Raw genomic sequence first — 14,513 nt, forward strand, 5'->3', positions numbered from 1 at the left:
TTCGCGGCATGGCAAAGGCACCCGTTCTCACCCCGCAGGCGGAGGATTTCCCCCGCTGGTACCAGGATCTGATCAACAAGGCCGAGCTGGCCGACAACGGTCCGGTCCGAGGCACCATGGTCATCCGACCGTACGGCTACGGCCTGTGGGAGCGGATGCAGCAGGAGATGGACGCGCGCATCAAGGACGCGGGCGCCCAGAACGCGTACTTCCCGCTGTTCATCCCGCAGTCGTACCTGACGAAGGAAGCCGAGCACGTCGAGGGCTTCGCCCCCGAGCTCGCGGTCGTCACGCACGGCGGCGGCAAGGAGCTGGAGGAGCCGGTCGTCGTCCGGCCCACGTCCGAGACGATCATCAACGACTACTTCTCCAAGTGGGTCCAGAGCTACCGCGACCTGCCCCTGCTGATCAACCAGTGGGCGAACGTGGTCCGCTGGGAGATGCGCCCGCGCGTGTTCCTCCGTACGAGCGAGTTCCTCTGGCAGGAGGGCCACACCGCCCACGCCACCTACGAGGACGCCCGCGACTACGCGGCCCGCATCCACACGGACGTCTACGGCGACTTCATGACGAACGTGCTCGGCATCGACGTCGTGCTCGGCCGCAAGACCGCCAAGGAGCGCTTCGCCGGCGCCATCAACACCCTCACCCTCGAGGGCATGATGGGCGACGGCAAGGCTCTGCAGCTGGGAACGAGCCACGAGCTCGGCACCAACTTCGCCAAGGCCTTCAACACGCAGTACCTGTCGAAGGAAGGCAAGCAGGAGCTCGTCTGGCAGACCTCGTGGGGCGTCTCGACCCGCATGGTCGGCGGCCTGATCATGTCGCACGGCGACGACAACGGCCTGCGCGTTCCGCCGCGCCTCGCGCACGTCCAGGTCGTCGTCATGGCGATCAAGGGCGACGAGGCCGTCACCAAGGTCCGTGAGCTCGGTGCGCAGCTGAAGGCCTCCGGCATCCGCGTCCACGTCGACGACCGCGTCGACACCCCCTTCGGCCGCCGCGCCGTGGACTGGGAGCTCAAGGGCGTACCGGTCCGCATCGAGATCGGCCCCCGCGACCTGGAGGCCGGCACCGCGATGCTCGCCCGCCGGATCCCGGGCGGGAAGACCCCCGTGCAGATCGACGCCCTCGCCGACCTGCTGCCCAAGGTGCTGGACGAGGACCAGGCGCAGCTGCTGCGCGAGTCCCGCGAGCGCCGCCTGGCCCGCACGTCCGACGTCGCGACCATCGGGGAGGCCGCCGAGGCCGCCGTCGCCGGTGGCTGGGCGCGGATCCCGTGGGCGGACCTCGGTCCGGAGGGCGAGGCGAAGCTGGCCGAGCAGGCCGTCTCCGTGCGCTGCCTGATCGCCGAGGACGGGTCGGTCCCGGAGGCGGACGACGCCCCCGGTACCCTCGCGATCGTCGCGCGCTCGTACTGACCGGGCCGACCGGCTCCTCGGCCCCGGCGTGCGGCTCGTGCCGTGCGCCGGGGCCGGTTCATTTCGGTCGACCGGCAGGATCTGGTCGACGTTACGTACCGACTCCTCCTGAGATCGGCGCACCCGTCCTCGTCGGGACGCATCAGACTGAACTGACTGGTACGTGCAAAAAATTTGGAATGGCCCGGAATCGGAACACCCGGGCACTCCGGCTCGTTGTCACGACGTGAGCACGACACCACCTGTTCTCGCCGCAGAGCTGGCGCAGGCGTGGGCCGATATTCAGCGGTACCACCCCGAGCTGCCTGACCTTGCCGCGCCCGAGTCCCTGATCGGAGAGTCCTCGTCCGCCTGCGGCGCCGAGCTCTCCTTCGAGCGACTGCTGCACGAGGCAGTCCACGGCATCGCCGCCGCCCGCGGTGTCCGTGACACCTCGCGCGCCGGCCGCTACCACAACCGCAGATTCCTCGCGATCGCCGAGGAGATGGGGCTCGACCACTCCGAGGAGCCGCACGCGAGCAGCGGCTTCTCGCTGGTCACGCTCAATCCGGAGGCGAAGCGGCGCTACCGCCCCACCATGGAGCGGCTGCAGCGCGCGCTGAAGGCGCACACGGCCGCCACGGCGGCCGACACCAAGCGCAGCTTCCGCGGGCCGGCCGCCCGGCACGGCTCCTCCGGCGGCGGCGTGCGCGTCAAGGCCGTCTGCGACTGCGGGCGCAACGTCCGGGTGGTCCCCTCCGTGCTGGCCCAGGCGCCGATCGTGTGCGGAGGCTGCATGAAGCCCTTCCGCATCCCCGACGTGGCCATCGCGGCGGCCTCCTGACCGCGCTTCCCGCCGCCGGGGCCACCGCCCCACGGCGAACCGGGCGTCCCGGCGGGCAGCGTTCCTGCCCGCCCGGCTGAGCGCGCCGCAGGCGTATGGCACAATGGCTAGCTGTACTCGACAGTCGCATAGGACCCCTCTCTCCTCCGGCTGACGCGTCCATCGGGCACCCGAGTACCGCAACCCCACGTGGCATCTCATGTGCCCAACCACGTCAAGTTCAGGAGACACCACTCCAGTGGCAGTCAAGATCAAGCTCAAGCGCCTCGGCAAGATTCGCCAGCCGCACTACCGCATCGTCGTCGCCGACGCCCGCACCCGCCGGGACGGTCGCGCGATCGAAGAGATCGGTATCTACCACCCGACCTACAACCCGTCGCGCATCGAGGTCAACGCCGAGCGTGCGCAGTACTGGCTGTCCGTCGGCGCCCAGCCCACCGAGGCTGTGCTCGCCATCCTGAAGCTGACCGGTGACTGGCAGGCCCACAAGGGTCTCCCCGCCCCCGCGCCGCTCCTGCAGCCGGCGACGAAGGAGAGCAAGCGTCGCTCCTTCGACGAGTTCGCCAAGGCCCTCGAGGGCATCGGCGAGGGCAAGGGCGAGGCCATCACGCAGAAGGCGAAGAAGGCCGACAAGAAGGCGGACGAGGCTGAGGCCGCCGCCGAGTCGACCGAGGCCTGAGCATGCTCGAGGAGGCTCTTGAGCACCTCGTAAAGGGCATTGTGGACAACCCCGACGAAGTGCAGGTCGCCTCGCGCAACCTGCGCCGCGGGCAGGTGCTCGAGGTCCGGGTTCACCCCGACGACCTCGGCAAGGTGATCGGCCGCAACGGCCGCACCGCACGTGCTCTGCGTACCGTCGTGGGCGCCATCGGCGGCCGGGGGATCCGCGTCGACCTCGTCGACGTGGACCAGGTCCGCTGAGCAGTTGATTCACCGGCACGGGCCGGGGAGGGCGTTCGTCGCCCGCCCCGGCCCGTGTCGTTTCTGCCCCCGGGGCAGGAGCGACCATTGATGTGAGCAACCACGCCGCAGTAAGGGAAGAGCACAGTGGAGTTGGTAGTCGCGCGGATCGGCCGCGCCCACGGCATCAAGGGTGAGGTCACCGTCGAGGTGCGCACCGACGAACCGGAACTGCGGCTGAGTCCCGGCGCCGTGCTCAAGACGGAGCCCGCGACGGCGGGACCGCTGACGATCGAGACCGGCCGCGTGCACAGCGGGCGGCTGATGCTCCGCTTCGCGGGCGTCAAGGACCGCACCGGAGCCGAGTCGCTGCGCAACATCCTCCTGATCGCCGAGGTGGACCCCGACGAGCTGCCGGAGGAGGAGGACGAGTACTACGACCACCAGCTGATGGACCTGGACGTGGTGCTGGCGGACGGCACCGAGATCGGCCGGATCACCGAGATCTCCCACCTGCCCTCGCAGGACCTCTTCATCGTCGAGCGGCCGGACGGCTCCGAGGTGATGATCCCCTTCGTGGAGGAGATCGTCACCGAGATCGACCTGGAGGAGCAGCGCTGCGTCATCGACCCGCCGCCCGGGCTGATCGACGAGCGTGACGCCGTCGTCGTCTCGACCCGGGACGCGGACGCCGCGGACGCCACGGATTCCGGGGACGACGCCTGATGCGGCTCGACGTCGTCACGATCTTCCCCGAGTACCTGGAACCGCTGAACGTCTCCCTCGTCGGCAAGGCGCGCGCCCGCGGGCAGCTCGACGTACACGTCCACGACCTGCGGGAGTGGACGTACGACCGGCACAACACGGTGGACGACACCCCGTACGGCGGCGGTCCCGGCATGGTCATGAAGACCGAGCCGTGGGGCGAGGCCCTGGACTCCGCGCTGGCCGACGGTTACGAGGCCGGCGCGCGCGGCCCGGTCCTGGTCGTCCCCACTCCCAGTGGCCGCCCGTTCACCCAGGAACTGGCCGTCGAACTCTCCGAACGGCCCTGGCTGATCTTCACACCGGCCCGCTACGAGGGCATCGACCGCCGCGTCATGGACGAGTACGCCACGCGCATGCCGGTGTACGAGGTCTCCATCGGCGACTACGTCCTGGCGGGCGGCGAGGCCGCCGTACTGGTGGTCACCGAGGCCGTGGCCCGGCTGCTGCCCGGGGTGCTCGGCAACGCCGAATCGCACCGCGACGACTCCTTCGCGCCGGGCGAGATGGCCAACCTGCTGGAGGGGCCCGTCTTCACCAAGCCCCCGGTGTGGCGCGGCCGGGACATCCCCGAGGTGCTGCTCAGCGGGCACCACGGGAAGATCGCCCGGTGGCGCCGGGACGAGGCCTTCCGCCGGACCGCGCAGAACCGCCCCGACCTGATCGAGCGCTGCGAGGCCGCCGGCTTCGACAAGAAGGACCGGGAGATCCTCTCGATCCTGGGCTGGCAGCCGTCCGCCGACGGCCGATTTTGGCGCAGGGCCCGGGCCGTGGAAGAATAGGCGGCTGCTGTGTGCTCGCGGGCGCCCCTGCCACAGGGGGACCGTCGTCCGCCGGGTTCCGCAGCTCCCGAATTCTCTACGGAAACCCGCACTGGCGACCTGTGGCGTCATGCGAAGAAAGCAGACGAAGAACATGTCTCACCTGCTCGACGGCGTCAACGCCGCCACGCTCCGCTCGGACGTCCCGGCCTTCCGCCCGGGTGACACGATCAACGTGCACGTCCGCGTGATCGAGGGCAACCGCTCCCGTATCCAGCAGTTCAAGGGCGTAGTCATCCGCCGCCAGGGTGCCGGTGTCTCCGAGACCTTCACCGTGCGCAAGGTCTCCTTCAGCGTCGGCGTGGAGCGTACCTTCCCGGTCCACTCCCCGATCTTCGAGAAGATCGAGCTCGTCACCCGCGGTGACGTTCGCCGCGCCAAGCTGTACTACCTCCGTGAGCTCCGCGGCAAGGCCGCGAAGATCAAGGAGAAGCGCGACCGCTGAGGTCACTCCCGGAGTCCGGAGGCGGCCGGATAGGCTCGGCCCCGATGGACACCGAAGCACCTCACACGCAGCGCGGCCACTCTTCCCCCGTCGAGGGGGACGAGAGGCCGCGTTTTGCGTTCTCCCGAACCGGTCGGACGGCCGGCGGGCGGCCCCTGACCTGGCGCCGCGCCGGAGTGCTCGGTGTGATCTGCACCGTCTTCCTGCTGCTCTTCAGCAATTTCGTGGTCCAGCCCTTCCTGATCCCGAGCCGCTCCATGGAGCCGACGCTCCGGGTCGGGGACCGGTTGCTGGTCAACAAGCTGGCGTACCGCTTCGGCGAACAGCCGCGCCGCGGGGACGTGGTGGTCTTCGACGGGACGGGCTCCTTCGTACGGGAGCGCCCCGACGGCAATCCGGTCGCCGCCGTGCTGCACGGCGCGGCCTCGGCACTGGGGCTGGCCGAGCCGTCCGACACCGACTTCGTGAAACGGGTCGTGGGGGTCGGCGGCGACGACGTGGTGTGCTGCGACGCCGCAGGGCGGGTGGCGGTCAACGGCGTGCCGCTGGAGGAGCCGTACCTCCATCCCGGAGACGCGCCCTCGGCGGTGCCCTTCCGGATCGTCGTACCGATTGGGACCCTCTGGGTCATGGGTGATCATCGCTCCCAGTCCCGGGACTCCCGGGATCACCTGGGGGAACCGGGCGGGGGGATGGTGCCGGTGGAGAACGTGATCGGGCGGGCCGACTGGATCGGCTGGCCGCTCTCGCGCTGGGACGACGTCGGGGGTGGCCATGGGTAGCCGAGGGCGGAAGAAGGGCGGACGGGACTGGGACTTCGAGCCCGAACCCGAGCCGGAGCCCACCCCGGCTCCGCTGGTGGTGGGCGGCCGGGTGGAGGGCGGCCGGGCCGAACGGCGCCGGACGGCCCGCAAGGTGCGCCGGCGCCGCCGCACGCGCCGGGCCGGCGAGGTGCCGCTGCTGGTGGTCGTGGCGCTGTGCATCGCCCTGCTCCTGAAGACCTTCCTGGTGCAGGCCTTCTTCATTCCGTCGGGCTCGATGGAGCAGACGATCCGGATCGGCGACCGGGTCCTCGTGGACAAGCTGACGCCGTGGTTCGGCTCCGAGATCAAGCGCGGCGACGTCGTCGTGTTCAAGGACCCCGGTGGCTGGCTCAAGGGCGAGGCGGCCCGTCCGCCCAAGGACCCGATCGTGGTCAAGCAGATCAAGCAGGCACTGACCTTCATCGGCCTGCTGCCCTCGGCCGACGAGAAGGACCTGATCAAGCGGGTCATCGGCGTCGGCGGGGACACCGTCAAGTGCTGTGACAGCCAGGGCCGGGTCACCGTCAACGGATCGCCCCTCGATGAGCCGTACGTGAACCCGGGCAACACCCCTTCGGACATCCCGTTCGAGATCCAGGTGCCGGAGGGCCGGCTCTTCGTGATGGGTGATCACCGCGCGAACTCCTCCGACTCCCGATTCCACCTGGACGAGGGCTTTCAGGGCACCATCCCCGAAAGCGGGGTGGTCGGGGAGGCCGTCATGATCGCCTGGCCCTACGGGCACTGGGCCAAGCTGGAGCAGCCTGCGACCTTCCGGATGGTGCCCGATCAGGCGCGGCGCGAGGGACGCGGCCGGCGACGGCGCCGTCGGGGCACGCCGTTCGCATAGTGTGTCCTCGGTCTCCCGCGCCTTAGGGAACTCCCGCTCGTTAAGGGAGGGGAGGGCCCGTGCCGCATTCGGCGCGGGCGGCAATCGCGAGTGAGGAGTGGATGTGGGGGACGTGGCGGTAGGCGCACGGTCCGGACGCGACGAAGGCGAGGAGCGGCCGGACGACGCCGTCGGGCGCGAGACCGAGGAGGACGGCGATGCCAAGGAGCACGCGCACCGTTCCTTCTGGAAGGAGCTCCCGCTCCTCATCGGCATCGCCCTGCTGCTGGCCCTGCTGATCAAGACGTTCCTGCTCCAGGCGTTCTCGATCCCGTCGGCCTCGATGCAGAACACCCTGCAGATGGGCGACCGGGTGCTGGTGGACAAGCTGACCCCGTGGTTCGGCTCCGAGCCGGAGCGCGGCGAGGTCGTCGTCTTCCACGACCCCGCGGACTGGCTGTCGGGGCAGCCCACTCCCGAGCCGAACATCTTCCAGCAGGTGCTCAGCAAGATCGGCCTGATGCCGGACGCCTCCGAGAAGGACCTGATCAAGCGGGTCATCGCGATCGGCGGGGACACGGTCGAGTGCAAGAAGGGGGGACCGGTCGTCGTCAACGGCAAGGAGCTGGACGAGCCGTACATCTACCCCGGCAACACCCCGTGCGACGACGCCCCGTTCGGCCCGATCACGGTGCCCAAGGGCAAGATCTGGGTCATGGGCGACCACCGGCAGAACTCCGAGGACTCCCGCTACCACCAGCAGGACTCCACCAAGGGCTTCGTCCCGGTGGACAAGGTCGTCGGGCGGGCCGTGGTGGTCGCGTGGCCGGTCACCCGCTGGGCCACCCTGCCGGTCCCGGACACCTTCGACCAGCCGGGCATCGGCAACCAGGCCGCGGCGACCGCGCTCGGTCTCGGGGCCGCCGGACTGGCTCCGGTCGGGCTCGGCCCGGCCGCGCTGGGGCTCGTGGGAGCCGTCCCGCTGGTCATGTGGCGCAGGCAGAAGCTGACCAGCGGCCGTACCGACGGGTAGGGTGCCGCCCAGGTCGACGATCCCGAAGCGTAGGGGCGCTGCAATGGGCGGAACACAAGCAATACGCAGTGGCAAGGATGGCCGCGGCGGTCTCGGCAACGTGCTGTCGGGAATCGCCGTGGCCATCGGCTTCGCGCTCTTCCTGGGCGGCTTCGTGTGGGGGGCGGTCGTCTACCGGCCCTACACGGTCCCCACCGACTCGATGATGCCCACGGTGCGGCCCGGGGACCGGGTGCTGGCGCAGCGCATCGACGGCGCCGAGGTGCGCCGCGGGGACGTGGTCGTCTTCACCGACGCCCAGTGGAGCGATTCCCCCATGGTCAAGCGGGTCGTCGGCATCGGCGGCGACGTGGTGAAGTGCTGCGGCGCGGCCGGCGAGCTGACGGTCAACGGCACCCCGCTGGACGAGCCGTACGCCGACACCACCGGGCCGGAGACGGGCCTGGCCATGCCGCCCGGACAGGCCGCACCGACCGGGACCCCCTTCGAGGTGGCGGTCCCCGAGGGCAACCTCTTCCTCCTGGGCGACCGGCGGGCCGCCTCCCTGGACTCCCGGGCCCACCTGCAGGAGGCCGGTCAGGGGTCCGTGCCCCGATCGGCCGTCAACGCCCGCGTCGACGCCCTGGCCTGGCCCTCCGTGAAGATGCTGGAGCGGCCGGCCGCGTACGCGGCCCTGCCCGGGGGGATCTCGCAGGCCGGGCCGCTGCGCCTGCAAGTGGTGACGGTGCTGGCCGGGGCCGCCCTGGTGGTGCTGGGAGCCGCGTACGGGCCGGTCGCACGGGTCCTCGCGCGCGGCCGGCGACAGGAGCGGGCCGGTGCCCGCTGACCCGGCCACCGGTCCCGACTGCCGGAAGGTGTCGCGGGTGATCCTGCTGGACCCGGCGGACCGGATCCTGCTGCTGCACGGCTTCGAACCGGCCGACCCCTCCGACGACTGGTGGTTCACCCCCGGCGGCGGACTGGAGGGGAACGAGAGCCGGGAGCAGGCCGCACTGCGCGAGCTGGCGGAGGAGACCGGGATCACGGAGGTGGAGCTGGGGCCGGTGCTGTGGCACCGCTACTGCTCCTTCCCCTTCGACGGGCGGCGCTGGGAACAGGACGAGTGGTACTTCCTCGCCCGGACCACCCGGACCGAGACCGAGATGGGCGGCTTCACCGAGCTGGAGCGGCGCAGCGTCACCGGAGCCAGGTGGTGGACCTCCGAGGAACTTCTCGCGGCCCATGAGACGGTGTACCCGACCAGACTCGCCGAGTTGCTCCGTACGCTGCTCGACGACGGTCCTCCGGGTGAGCCGGTGGTCCTGGCCCCGGAAATCGTTTAGGGGCGCAGGGGCCTGGCGCACAATAGGGGGACGCACGGCTGAAGGGGAACATGCCATGAGTGCCGAGGACCTCGAAAAGTACGAGACCGAGATGGAGCTGAAGCTCTATCGGGAGTACCGCGACGTCGTCGGGCTGTTCAAGTATGTGATCGAGACGGAACGCCGTTTCTACCTCACGAACGACTACGAGATGCAGGTGCATTCCGTCCAGGGGGAGGTGTTCTTCGAGGTCTCGATGGCCGACGCCTGGGTCTGGGACATGTACCGGCCGGCCCGCTTCGTGAAGCAGGTGCGGGTGCTGACCTTCAAGGACGTGAACATCGAGGAGCTCAACAAGAGCGATCTCGAACTGCCCGGCAGCTGAGGGCCGGCACCGGCCGGGCCGCCTCACCCGCAGGGGTGAGGCGGTTTTCCACAACGACCGGACCGTCCACCAAGATCCACACAGTGGGCGCGGGTGCGGGAGCGTCGGTGCCGGAGGTGGTGCCGGATGAACGCGAAGGGCGTGGCACAGCAGGCATTGGGGCGGTACGGCGAGGAGCTCGCGGCGCGGCGGCTGACCGAGGCCGGGATGACCGTGATCGCACGGAACTGGCGGTGCCGCGGCGGCGAGATCGACATCGTCGCCCGGGACGGGGACGCCCTCGTCGTGTGCGAGGTCAAGACCCGCCGGGCGGGCGAGTTCGAGCATCCGATGGCCGCCGTGCGGCCCGCCAAGGCCGAGCGCCTGCGCACGCTCGCCGGGCGCTGGCTCGCCGACCACGGCGGACCACCCCCGGGCGGGGTGCGCATCGACCTCGTCGGGGTCCTGCTGCCGCGGCGCGGCGCCCCCCTCGTGGAACACGTCAGGGGGGTGGCCTGATGGGCTTCGCGCGAGCCTGCTCGGTGGCCCTGATCGGCGTCGACGGCGTGGTGGTCGAGGTACAGGCCGACCTGGAACCCGGCGTGGCCGCCTTCACCCTGGTGGGGTTGCCGGACAAGACCCTGGTCGAGAGCCGGGACCGGGTACGGGCGGCCGTGGTCAATTCGGGAGCGGCCTGGCCGCAGAAGAAGCTCACGGTCGGGCTGAGCCCGGCCTCCGTCCCGAAATCCGGCGCCGGCTTCGACCTGGCCGTCGCGGCGGCGGTGCTCGGGGCCGCCGAGGTGGTCGATCCCGGCGCCATCGCCGACCTCGTCCTGATCGGGGAGCTGGGGCTGGACGGCCGGGTGCGCCCGGTCCGCGGGATCCTGCCGGCGGTCCTCGCCGCGGCCGAGGCCGGCTACCGGCAGGTGGTGGTGCCGCAGCAGTGCGCCGCCGAGGCCGCGCTCGTGCCGGAGGTCTCGGTCCTCGGCGTACGCAGCCTGCGCCAGCTCATCGCGGTCCTGACCGGCGGGGAGGTCCCCGAGGAGGAGCCCGGCGACCCGCCCGGCAGGCCGGACCCGATACTGGCCGGACTCCTCGTCCCGGGGGCGGGACTGGGCACGGGCCTCGCCCGGGGCCGCCCCGGCCGGGAGGACGGCACGGACTTCCCCGACCTCGCGGACGTGGCCGGGCAGCACACGGCGCGCCGCGCCCTCGAGGTGGCGGCCGCCGGAGGACACCACCTCTTCCTCAGCGGACCGCCAGGAGCCGGCAAGACCATGCTCGCCGAGCGCCTGCCCTGGCTCCTGCCACCTCTCACCCGTCAGGATTCCGTGGAAGTCACGGCCGTCCACTCGGTCGCGGGAATCCTCCCGCCCGGCGAACCCCTCGTCGCCAGGCCGCCCTACTGCGCGCCGCACCATTCGGCGACCATGCAGTCACTGGTGGGCGGCGGGACCGGGATCCCCAGGCCCGGGGCGGTCTCCCTGGCCCACCGCGGCGTGCTCTTCCTGGACGAGGCCGCGGAGTTCCACAGCCGGGCGCTGGACGCGCTGCGCCAGCCCCTCGAATCGGGGCACGTGGTCATCGCCCGCGCTGCCGGAGTGGTAAGGCTGCCCGCCCGGTTCCTGATGGTCCTCGCCGCCAACCCGTGCCCGTGCGGGCGCCACACCCTGCACGGAGCCGGCTGCGAATGCCCGCCCTCGGTGATCCGCCGTTACCAGGCGCGGCTGTCGGGGCCGTTGCTCGACCGGGTGGACCTGAGGGTGGAGGTCGAACCGGTGACCCGCGGCGACCTCCTGGGGCAGGGCGGCCGCGGGGAACCCACCGCGGTGGTCGCCGAGCGGGTGCGCCTGGCCCGCGAGCGCGCCGCGGCCCGGCTCGCCGACACGCCGTGGCGGCTCAACTCCGAGGTGCCGGGCCAGGAACTGCGCACCCGGTGGCAGGCCGGGCCCGGCGCGCTGGCCCCCGCCGAGCGCGATCTGGAACGGGGACTGCTCACCGCGCGCGGACTGGACCGGGTGCTGCGGGTCGCCTGGACGGTGGCCGACCTGCGCGGGCGGGACCGGCCCGAGGCCCTGGACGTGGCCGTGGCGCTGGAGCTGCGGACCGGGATCGCCCGCGGGGCGATGTCGCTGCCGGGGGCCGGGACATGACCGGCTCCGGGGACGCGGAACTGCTGGCGCGGGCGGCGCTCACCCGGGTGCTGGAGCCCGGAGACGCCCACGGCGGGCGGTGGCTGCGGGAGTTCGGCGCGGTGCGGCTGATGCGGCTGCTGACCGACCCCGGGGCGGAGCCCGGCACTCCGTCCGGGGTGGGGCCCGAGCGGCTCGCCGGGTACCGCGGACGGGCCGCGCTGGCCGATCCCGGCCGGGACCTCGCGGACGCCGCCGAGGCGGGCGGCCGGTTCGTCCACCCGGGATCGGCCGAGTGGCCGACCCAGCTCGACGACCTGGGCGACGAGCGGCCCGTCGGACTGTGGCTGCGGGGCCGGCCGAACCTCCGCACCTGGGCGCTGCGTTCGGTCTCCGTGGTCGGGGCCCGCGCCTGCACCCCGTACGGCGCGCACATGGCCCAGACCCTGGCCGCCGGACTCGCCGAGCGGGGCTGGGTCGTGGTGTCCGGCGCCGCGTTCGGGATCGACGGCGCCGCCCACCGCGGAGCCCTCGCCGCGGGCGGCGCGACCGCGGCGGTGCTGGCCTGCGGGGTGGACGTCGCCTACCCGCGCGGACACGCCGGGCTGCTCGGCCGCATCGCCGGGCAGGGGCTGATCCTCGGGGAGCTGCCACCGGGCAGCCATCCGACCCCCAGCCGGTTCGTCCTGCGCAACCGGGTCATCGCCGCCCTCACCCGGGGCACGGTCGTCGTGGAGGCCGCGCACCGCAGCGGCTCCCTGGTCACGGCCCGGCGGGCGCAGCACCTGGGGCGGTTCACGATGGGCGTCCCCGGGCCCGCCACCAGCGGGATGTCCGCCGGGGTGCACGAACTGCTGCGGGGCGGGGCCGTGCTCGTCACCGACGCCGCCGAGGTGGTCGAGCTGGTCGGTGCCATGGGCGAGCTGGCGCCCGAACGGCGCGGCCCGGTGCTCCCCCGGGACCTGCTGGACCCGGACACCGCCCGTGTGCTCGAAGCGCTGCCCGCCGGCCGCCCGGCCGACGCGGCCGAGCTGGCACTTGCCTCCGGCACCGGCGCCGATGAAGTCATCGGCAGACTGTACGAACTTCACTCTCTGGGGTTCGTCGAACGGCAGGGCGACGGCTGGCAGTTGAGCAGACAAACGGCTGGAGGAGGCACACAAACCGGAGTTGCCCGGCGAGGCGGTCGTTGACCTGGGGCGTTCCGGTGAAAGAGTGAAAGCGATGAGAGACGCGGTCTTCCCGGTGGCGGTCGCCGGGACCGAGCGCCAGGCGCCGGTCCCGGGGCGCACGCGCGAGTCCGGGCGCCTCCCGGCCCCCGCGCCATCCCGTACTCTTCGCGCACCGCGACAATCTCGTCACGCTACGCTCCCAAGGAATCCGGCTCCGGCAAAGGCGAAGCATGCCCCAGCACACCTCAGGGTCCGACCGCGCTGCGGTGCCCCCCGCTGCCCGAGGCAGCGTGCGGTCCACCGCGCCCTCGTCCCTGGAGGTGCTGTGGCGCTCGTACAAGGAATCGGGTGACGAGCGGTTGCGGGAGCAGCTGATCCTGCACTACTCGCCCCTGGTGAAGTACGTGGCCGGCCGCGTCAGCGTGGGCCTGCCCCCCAACGTGGAGCAGGCCGACTTCGTCTCCTCCGGGGTCTTCGGGCTGATCGACGCCATCGAGAAGTTCGACATCGACCGGTCGATCAAGTTCGAGACGTACGCGATCACCCGGATCCGCGGCGCGATGATCGACGAGCTGCGCGCGCTGGACTGGATCCCGCGCTCGGTCCGGCAGAAGGCGCGCGCCGTGGAACGGGCCTACGCCACGCTGGAGGCCCAGCTGCGGCGCACCCCGACGGAGAGCGAGGTCGCCGGGGAGATGGGCATCGGCGTGGAGGACCTCCACACCGTCTTCAGCCAGTTGTCGCTGGCCAACGTGGTCGCCCTGGAGGAGTTGTTGCACGTCGGCGGGGAGGGCGGCGACCGCCTCTCGCTGATGGACACCCTGGAGGACACCGCCGCCGACAACCCGGTGGCGGTGGCCGAGGACCGCGAGCTGCGGCGCCTGCTGGCGCGAGCCATCAACACGCTGCCCGAGCGGGAGAAGACCGTGGTGACCCTCTACTACTACGAGGGCCTCACGCTGGCCGAGATCGGCAACGTCCTCGGCGTCACCGAGAGCCGGGTCAGCCAGATCCACACCAAGTCGGTTCTGCAGTTGCGCGCAAAGTTGGCAGACGTGGGGCGATGAGCTTGCGCCACCTCCGTAGAGTGGATGCGTGCCCAGGATTCGAGCGGCCTCCGTGGCCGAGCACCGGTCGATGCAGCGCGGCGCCCTCTTGGACGCCGCGCGTTCCCTGCTGTCCGAGGGCGGGACGGAGGCGCTGACCTTCCCCGCCCTGGCGGAGCGGACCGGCCTCGCCCGGTCCTCCGTGTACGAGTACTTCCGCTCCCGCGCCGCCGTGGTCGAAGAGCTGTGCGCCGTGGACTTCCCCGTGTGGGCCGCCGAGATCGAGGCGGCGATGGAGCAGGCGCAGTCGCCGGAGGCGAAGATCGAGGCCTACGTGCGCAGCCAGTTGGGGCTGGTGGGGGACCGGCGGCACCGGGCGGTCGTGGCCATCTCGGCCAGCGAGCTGGACGCCGGCGCCAGGGAGAAGATCCGTGCCGCCCACGGCGGGCTGGTGGCGATGATCGTCGAGGCGCTGAGCGGCCTGGGGCACGCGGAGCCGCGGCTGGCCGCGATGCTGTTGCAGGGGGTCGTGGACGCCGCCGTGCGGCGGATCGAGCTCGGTGCGGCGGAGGATCCCGCCGTCGTGACGGAGGCCGCCGTCGCGATGGCCCTGCGCGGCGTGCAGGGCTGAGACCCCCGCGGCCCCGCCACCGGACCC

General features: G+C 71.8%; 18 protein-coding genes. All 18 read left to right on the forward strand.

The features are described from left to right. Positions 1-8: 8 nt before the first annotated feature. The 18 genes from proS to ACXNSR_RS27770 all read left to right on the forward strand — a co-directional run bounded on the left by proS (position 9) and on the right by ACXNSR_RS27770 (position 14,486). Positions 9-1,421, forward strand: a complete 1,413-nt coding sequence (gene proS, locus ACXNSR_RS27685) for a proline--tRNA ligase (RefSeq protein WP_458638098.1) — start codon at positions 9-11, stop codon at positions 1,419-1,421. Positions 1,422-1,647: 226 nt separating this feature from the next. Beyond that, positions 1,648-2,244: a hypothetical protein gene (locus tag ACXNSR_RS27690; protein ID WP_030718489.1), complete on the forward strand. Its 597-nt coding sequence runs from the start codon at positions 1,648-1,650 to the stop codon at positions 2,242-2,244. A gap of 238 nt (positions 2,245-2,482) precedes the next feature. Then, complete coding sequence (gene rpsP, locus ACXNSR_RS27695; RefSeq protein WP_030011890.1) at positions 2,483-2,923, forward strand: 30S ribosomal protein S16; 441 nt, start codon at positions 2,483-2,485, stop codon at positions 2,921-2,923. A 2-nt stretch (positions 2,924-2,925) separates the two neighbouring features. Further along, positions 2,926-3,165, forward strand: a complete 240-nt coding sequence (locus ACXNSR_RS27700; protein ID WP_030011889.1) for an RNA-binding protein — start codon at positions 2,926-2,928, stop codon at positions 3,163-3,165. A gap of 126 nt (positions 3,166-3,291) precedes the next feature. After that, positions 3,292-3,870: a ribosome maturation factor RimM gene (gene rimM, locus ACXNSR_RS27705; RefSeq protein ID WP_458638099.1), complete on the forward strand. Its 579-nt coding sequence runs from the start codon at positions 3,292-3,294 to the stop codon at positions 3,868-3,870. Then, entirely contained in the window at positions 3,870-4,691 is an 822-nt protein-coding gene (gene trmD, locus ACXNSR_RS27710; protein WP_458638100.1) for a tRNA (guanosine(37)-N1)-methyltransferase TrmD, read from the forward strand. The genes rimM and trmD overlap by 1 nt, the downstream gene beginning before the upstream one ends. A 133-nt stretch (positions 4,692-4,824) precedes the next feature. Continuing rightward, the gene (gene rplS, locus ACXNSR_RS27715) at positions 4,825-5,175 is read left to right on the forward strand and encodes a 50S ribosomal protein L19 (protein WP_030011886.1); all 351 of its coding nucleotides are present in this window, start codon (positions 4,825-4,827) and stop codon (positions 5,173-5,175) included. A gap of 44 nt (positions 5,176-5,219) precedes the next feature. Continuing rightward, positions 5,220-5,957: a signal peptidase I gene (gene lepB, locus ACXNSR_RS27720; protein WP_458638101.1), complete on the forward strand. Its 738-nt coding sequence runs from the start codon at positions 5,220-5,222 to the stop codon at positions 5,955-5,957. Beyond that, entirely contained in the window at positions 5,950-6,828 is an 879-nt protein-coding gene (gene lepB, locus ACXNSR_RS27725; protein ID WP_458638102.1) for a signal peptidase I, read from the forward strand. Before lepB (ACXNSR_RS27720) ends, lepB (ACXNSR_RS27725) begins: the two co-directional genes overlap by 8 nt. A 112-nt stretch (positions 6,829-6,940) precedes the next feature. After that, the gene (lepB, locus tag ACXNSR_RS27730) at positions 6,941-7,840 is read left to right on the forward strand and encodes a signal peptidase I (RefSeq protein ID WP_458638103.1); all 900 of its coding nucleotides are present in this window, start codon (positions 6,941-6,943) and stop codon (positions 7,838-7,840) included. 43 nt (positions 7,841-7,883) lie between these two features. Beyond that, entirely contained in the window at positions 7,884-8,666 is a 783-nt protein-coding gene (lepB, locus tag ACXNSR_RS27735) for a signal peptidase I (protein ID WP_458638104.1), read from the forward strand. Beyond that, entirely contained in the window at positions 8,656-9,162 is a 507-nt protein-coding gene (locus ACXNSR_RS27740; RefSeq protein WP_458638105.1) for an NUDIX hydrolase, read from the forward strand. The genes lepB (ACXNSR_RS27735) and ACXNSR_RS27740 overlap by 11 nt, the downstream gene beginning before the upstream one ends. Positions 9,163-9,217: 55 nt before the next feature. After that, entirely contained in the window at positions 9,218-9,526 is a 309-nt protein-coding gene (locus ACXNSR_RS27745) for a DUF2469 domain-containing protein (protein WP_005311352.1), read from the forward strand. 126 nt (positions 9,527-9,652) lie between these two features. Beyond that, on the forward strand, positions 9,653-10,024 hold the full coding sequence (locus tag ACXNSR_RS27750; protein ID WP_189745554.1) for a YraN family protein: 372 nt from the start codon (positions 9,653-9,655) through the stop codon (positions 10,022-10,024). Continuing rightward, positions 10,024-11,658, forward strand: a complete 1,635-nt coding sequence (locus tag ACXNSR_RS27755; protein ID WP_458638106.1) for a YifB family Mg chelatase-like AAA ATPase — start codon at positions 10,024-10,026, stop codon at positions 11,656-11,658. The genes ACXNSR_RS27750 and ACXNSR_RS27755 overlap by 1 nt, the downstream gene beginning before the upstream one ends. After that, positions 11,655-12,830 (forward strand): DNA-processing protein DprA, encoded by a 1,176-nt coding sequence (dprA, locus tag ACXNSR_RS27760; protein ID WP_458638107.1) that lies wholly within the window; start codon positions 11,655-11,657, stop codon positions 12,828-12,830. The genes ACXNSR_RS27755 and dprA overlap by 4 nt, the downstream gene beginning before the upstream one ends. A 209-nt stretch (positions 12,831-13,039) precedes the next feature. Continuing rightward, the gene (gene whiG, locus ACXNSR_RS27765) at positions 13,040-13,876 is read left to right on the forward strand and encodes an RNA polymerase sigma factor WhiG (protein WP_030012408.1); all 837 of its coding nucleotides are present in this window, start codon (positions 13,040-13,042) and stop codon (positions 13,874-13,876) included. A 52-nt stretch (positions 13,877-13,928) separates the two neighbouring features. Further along, positions 13,929-14,486 carry a TetR/AcrR family transcriptional regulator gene (locus ACXNSR_RS27770; RefSeq protein ID WP_458643410.1) on the forward strand — a complete coding sequence of 186 codons (558 nt, stop codon included), beginning with the start codon at positions 13,929-13,931 and terminating at the stop codon, positions 14,484-14,486. Positions 14,487-14,513: the final 27 nt, after the last annotated feature.

Source organism: Streptomyces sp. NC-S4 (assembly GCF_054353315.1).

What these genes read in the sequence shown, in the direction of transcription:
- proS (WP_458638098.1), top strand. Translation starts at nt 9, where the DNA reads ATGGCAAAGGCACCCGTTCTCACCCCGCAGGCGGAGGATTTCCCCCGC.
- ACXNSR_RS27700 (WP_030011889.1), top strand. Translation starts at nt 2,926, where the DNA reads ATGCTCGAGGAGGCTCTTGAGCACCTCGTAAAGGGCATTGTGGACAAC.
- trmD (WP_458638100.1), top strand. Translation starts at nt 3,870, where the DNA reads ATGCGGCTCGACGTCGTCACGATCTTCCCCGAGTACCTGGAACCGCTG.
- rplS (WP_030011886.1), top strand. Translation starts at nt 4,825, where the DNA reads ATGTCTCACCTGCTCGACGGCGTCAACGCCGCCACGCTCCGCTCGGAC.
- lepB (WP_458638101.1), top strand. Translation starts at nt 5,220, where the DNA reads ATGGACACCGAAGCACCTCACACGCAGCGCGGCCACTCTTCCCCCGTC.
- lepB (WP_458638102.1), top strand. Translation starts at nt 5,950, where the DNA reads ATGGGTAGCCGAGGGCGGAAGAAGGGCGGACGGGACTGGGACTTCGAG.
- lepB (WP_458638104.1), top strand. Translation starts at nt 7,884, where the DNA reads ATGGGCGGAACACAAGCAATACGCAGTGGCAAGGATGGCCGCGGCGGT.
- ACXNSR_RS27745 (WP_005311352.1), top strand. Translation starts at nt 9,218, where the DNA reads ATGAGTGCCGAGGACCTCGAAAAGTACGAGACCGAGATGGAGCTGAAG.
- ACXNSR_RS27750 (WP_189745554.1), top strand. Translation starts at nt 9,653, where the DNA reads ATGAACGCGAAGGGCGTGGCACAGCAGGCATTGGGGCGGTACGGCGAG.
- ACXNSR_RS27755 (WP_458638106.1), top strand. Translation starts at nt 10,024, where the DNA reads ATGGGCTTCGCGCGAGCCTGCTCGGTGGCCCTGATCGGCGTCGACGGC.
- dprA (WP_458638107.1), top strand. Translation starts at nt 11,655, where the DNA reads ATGACCGGCTCCGGGGACGCGGAACTGCTGGCGCGGGCGGCGCTCACC.
- whiG (WP_030012408.1), top strand. Translation starts at nt 13,040, where the DNA reads ATGCCCCAGCACACCTCAGGGTCCGACCGCGCTGCGGTGCCCCCCGCT.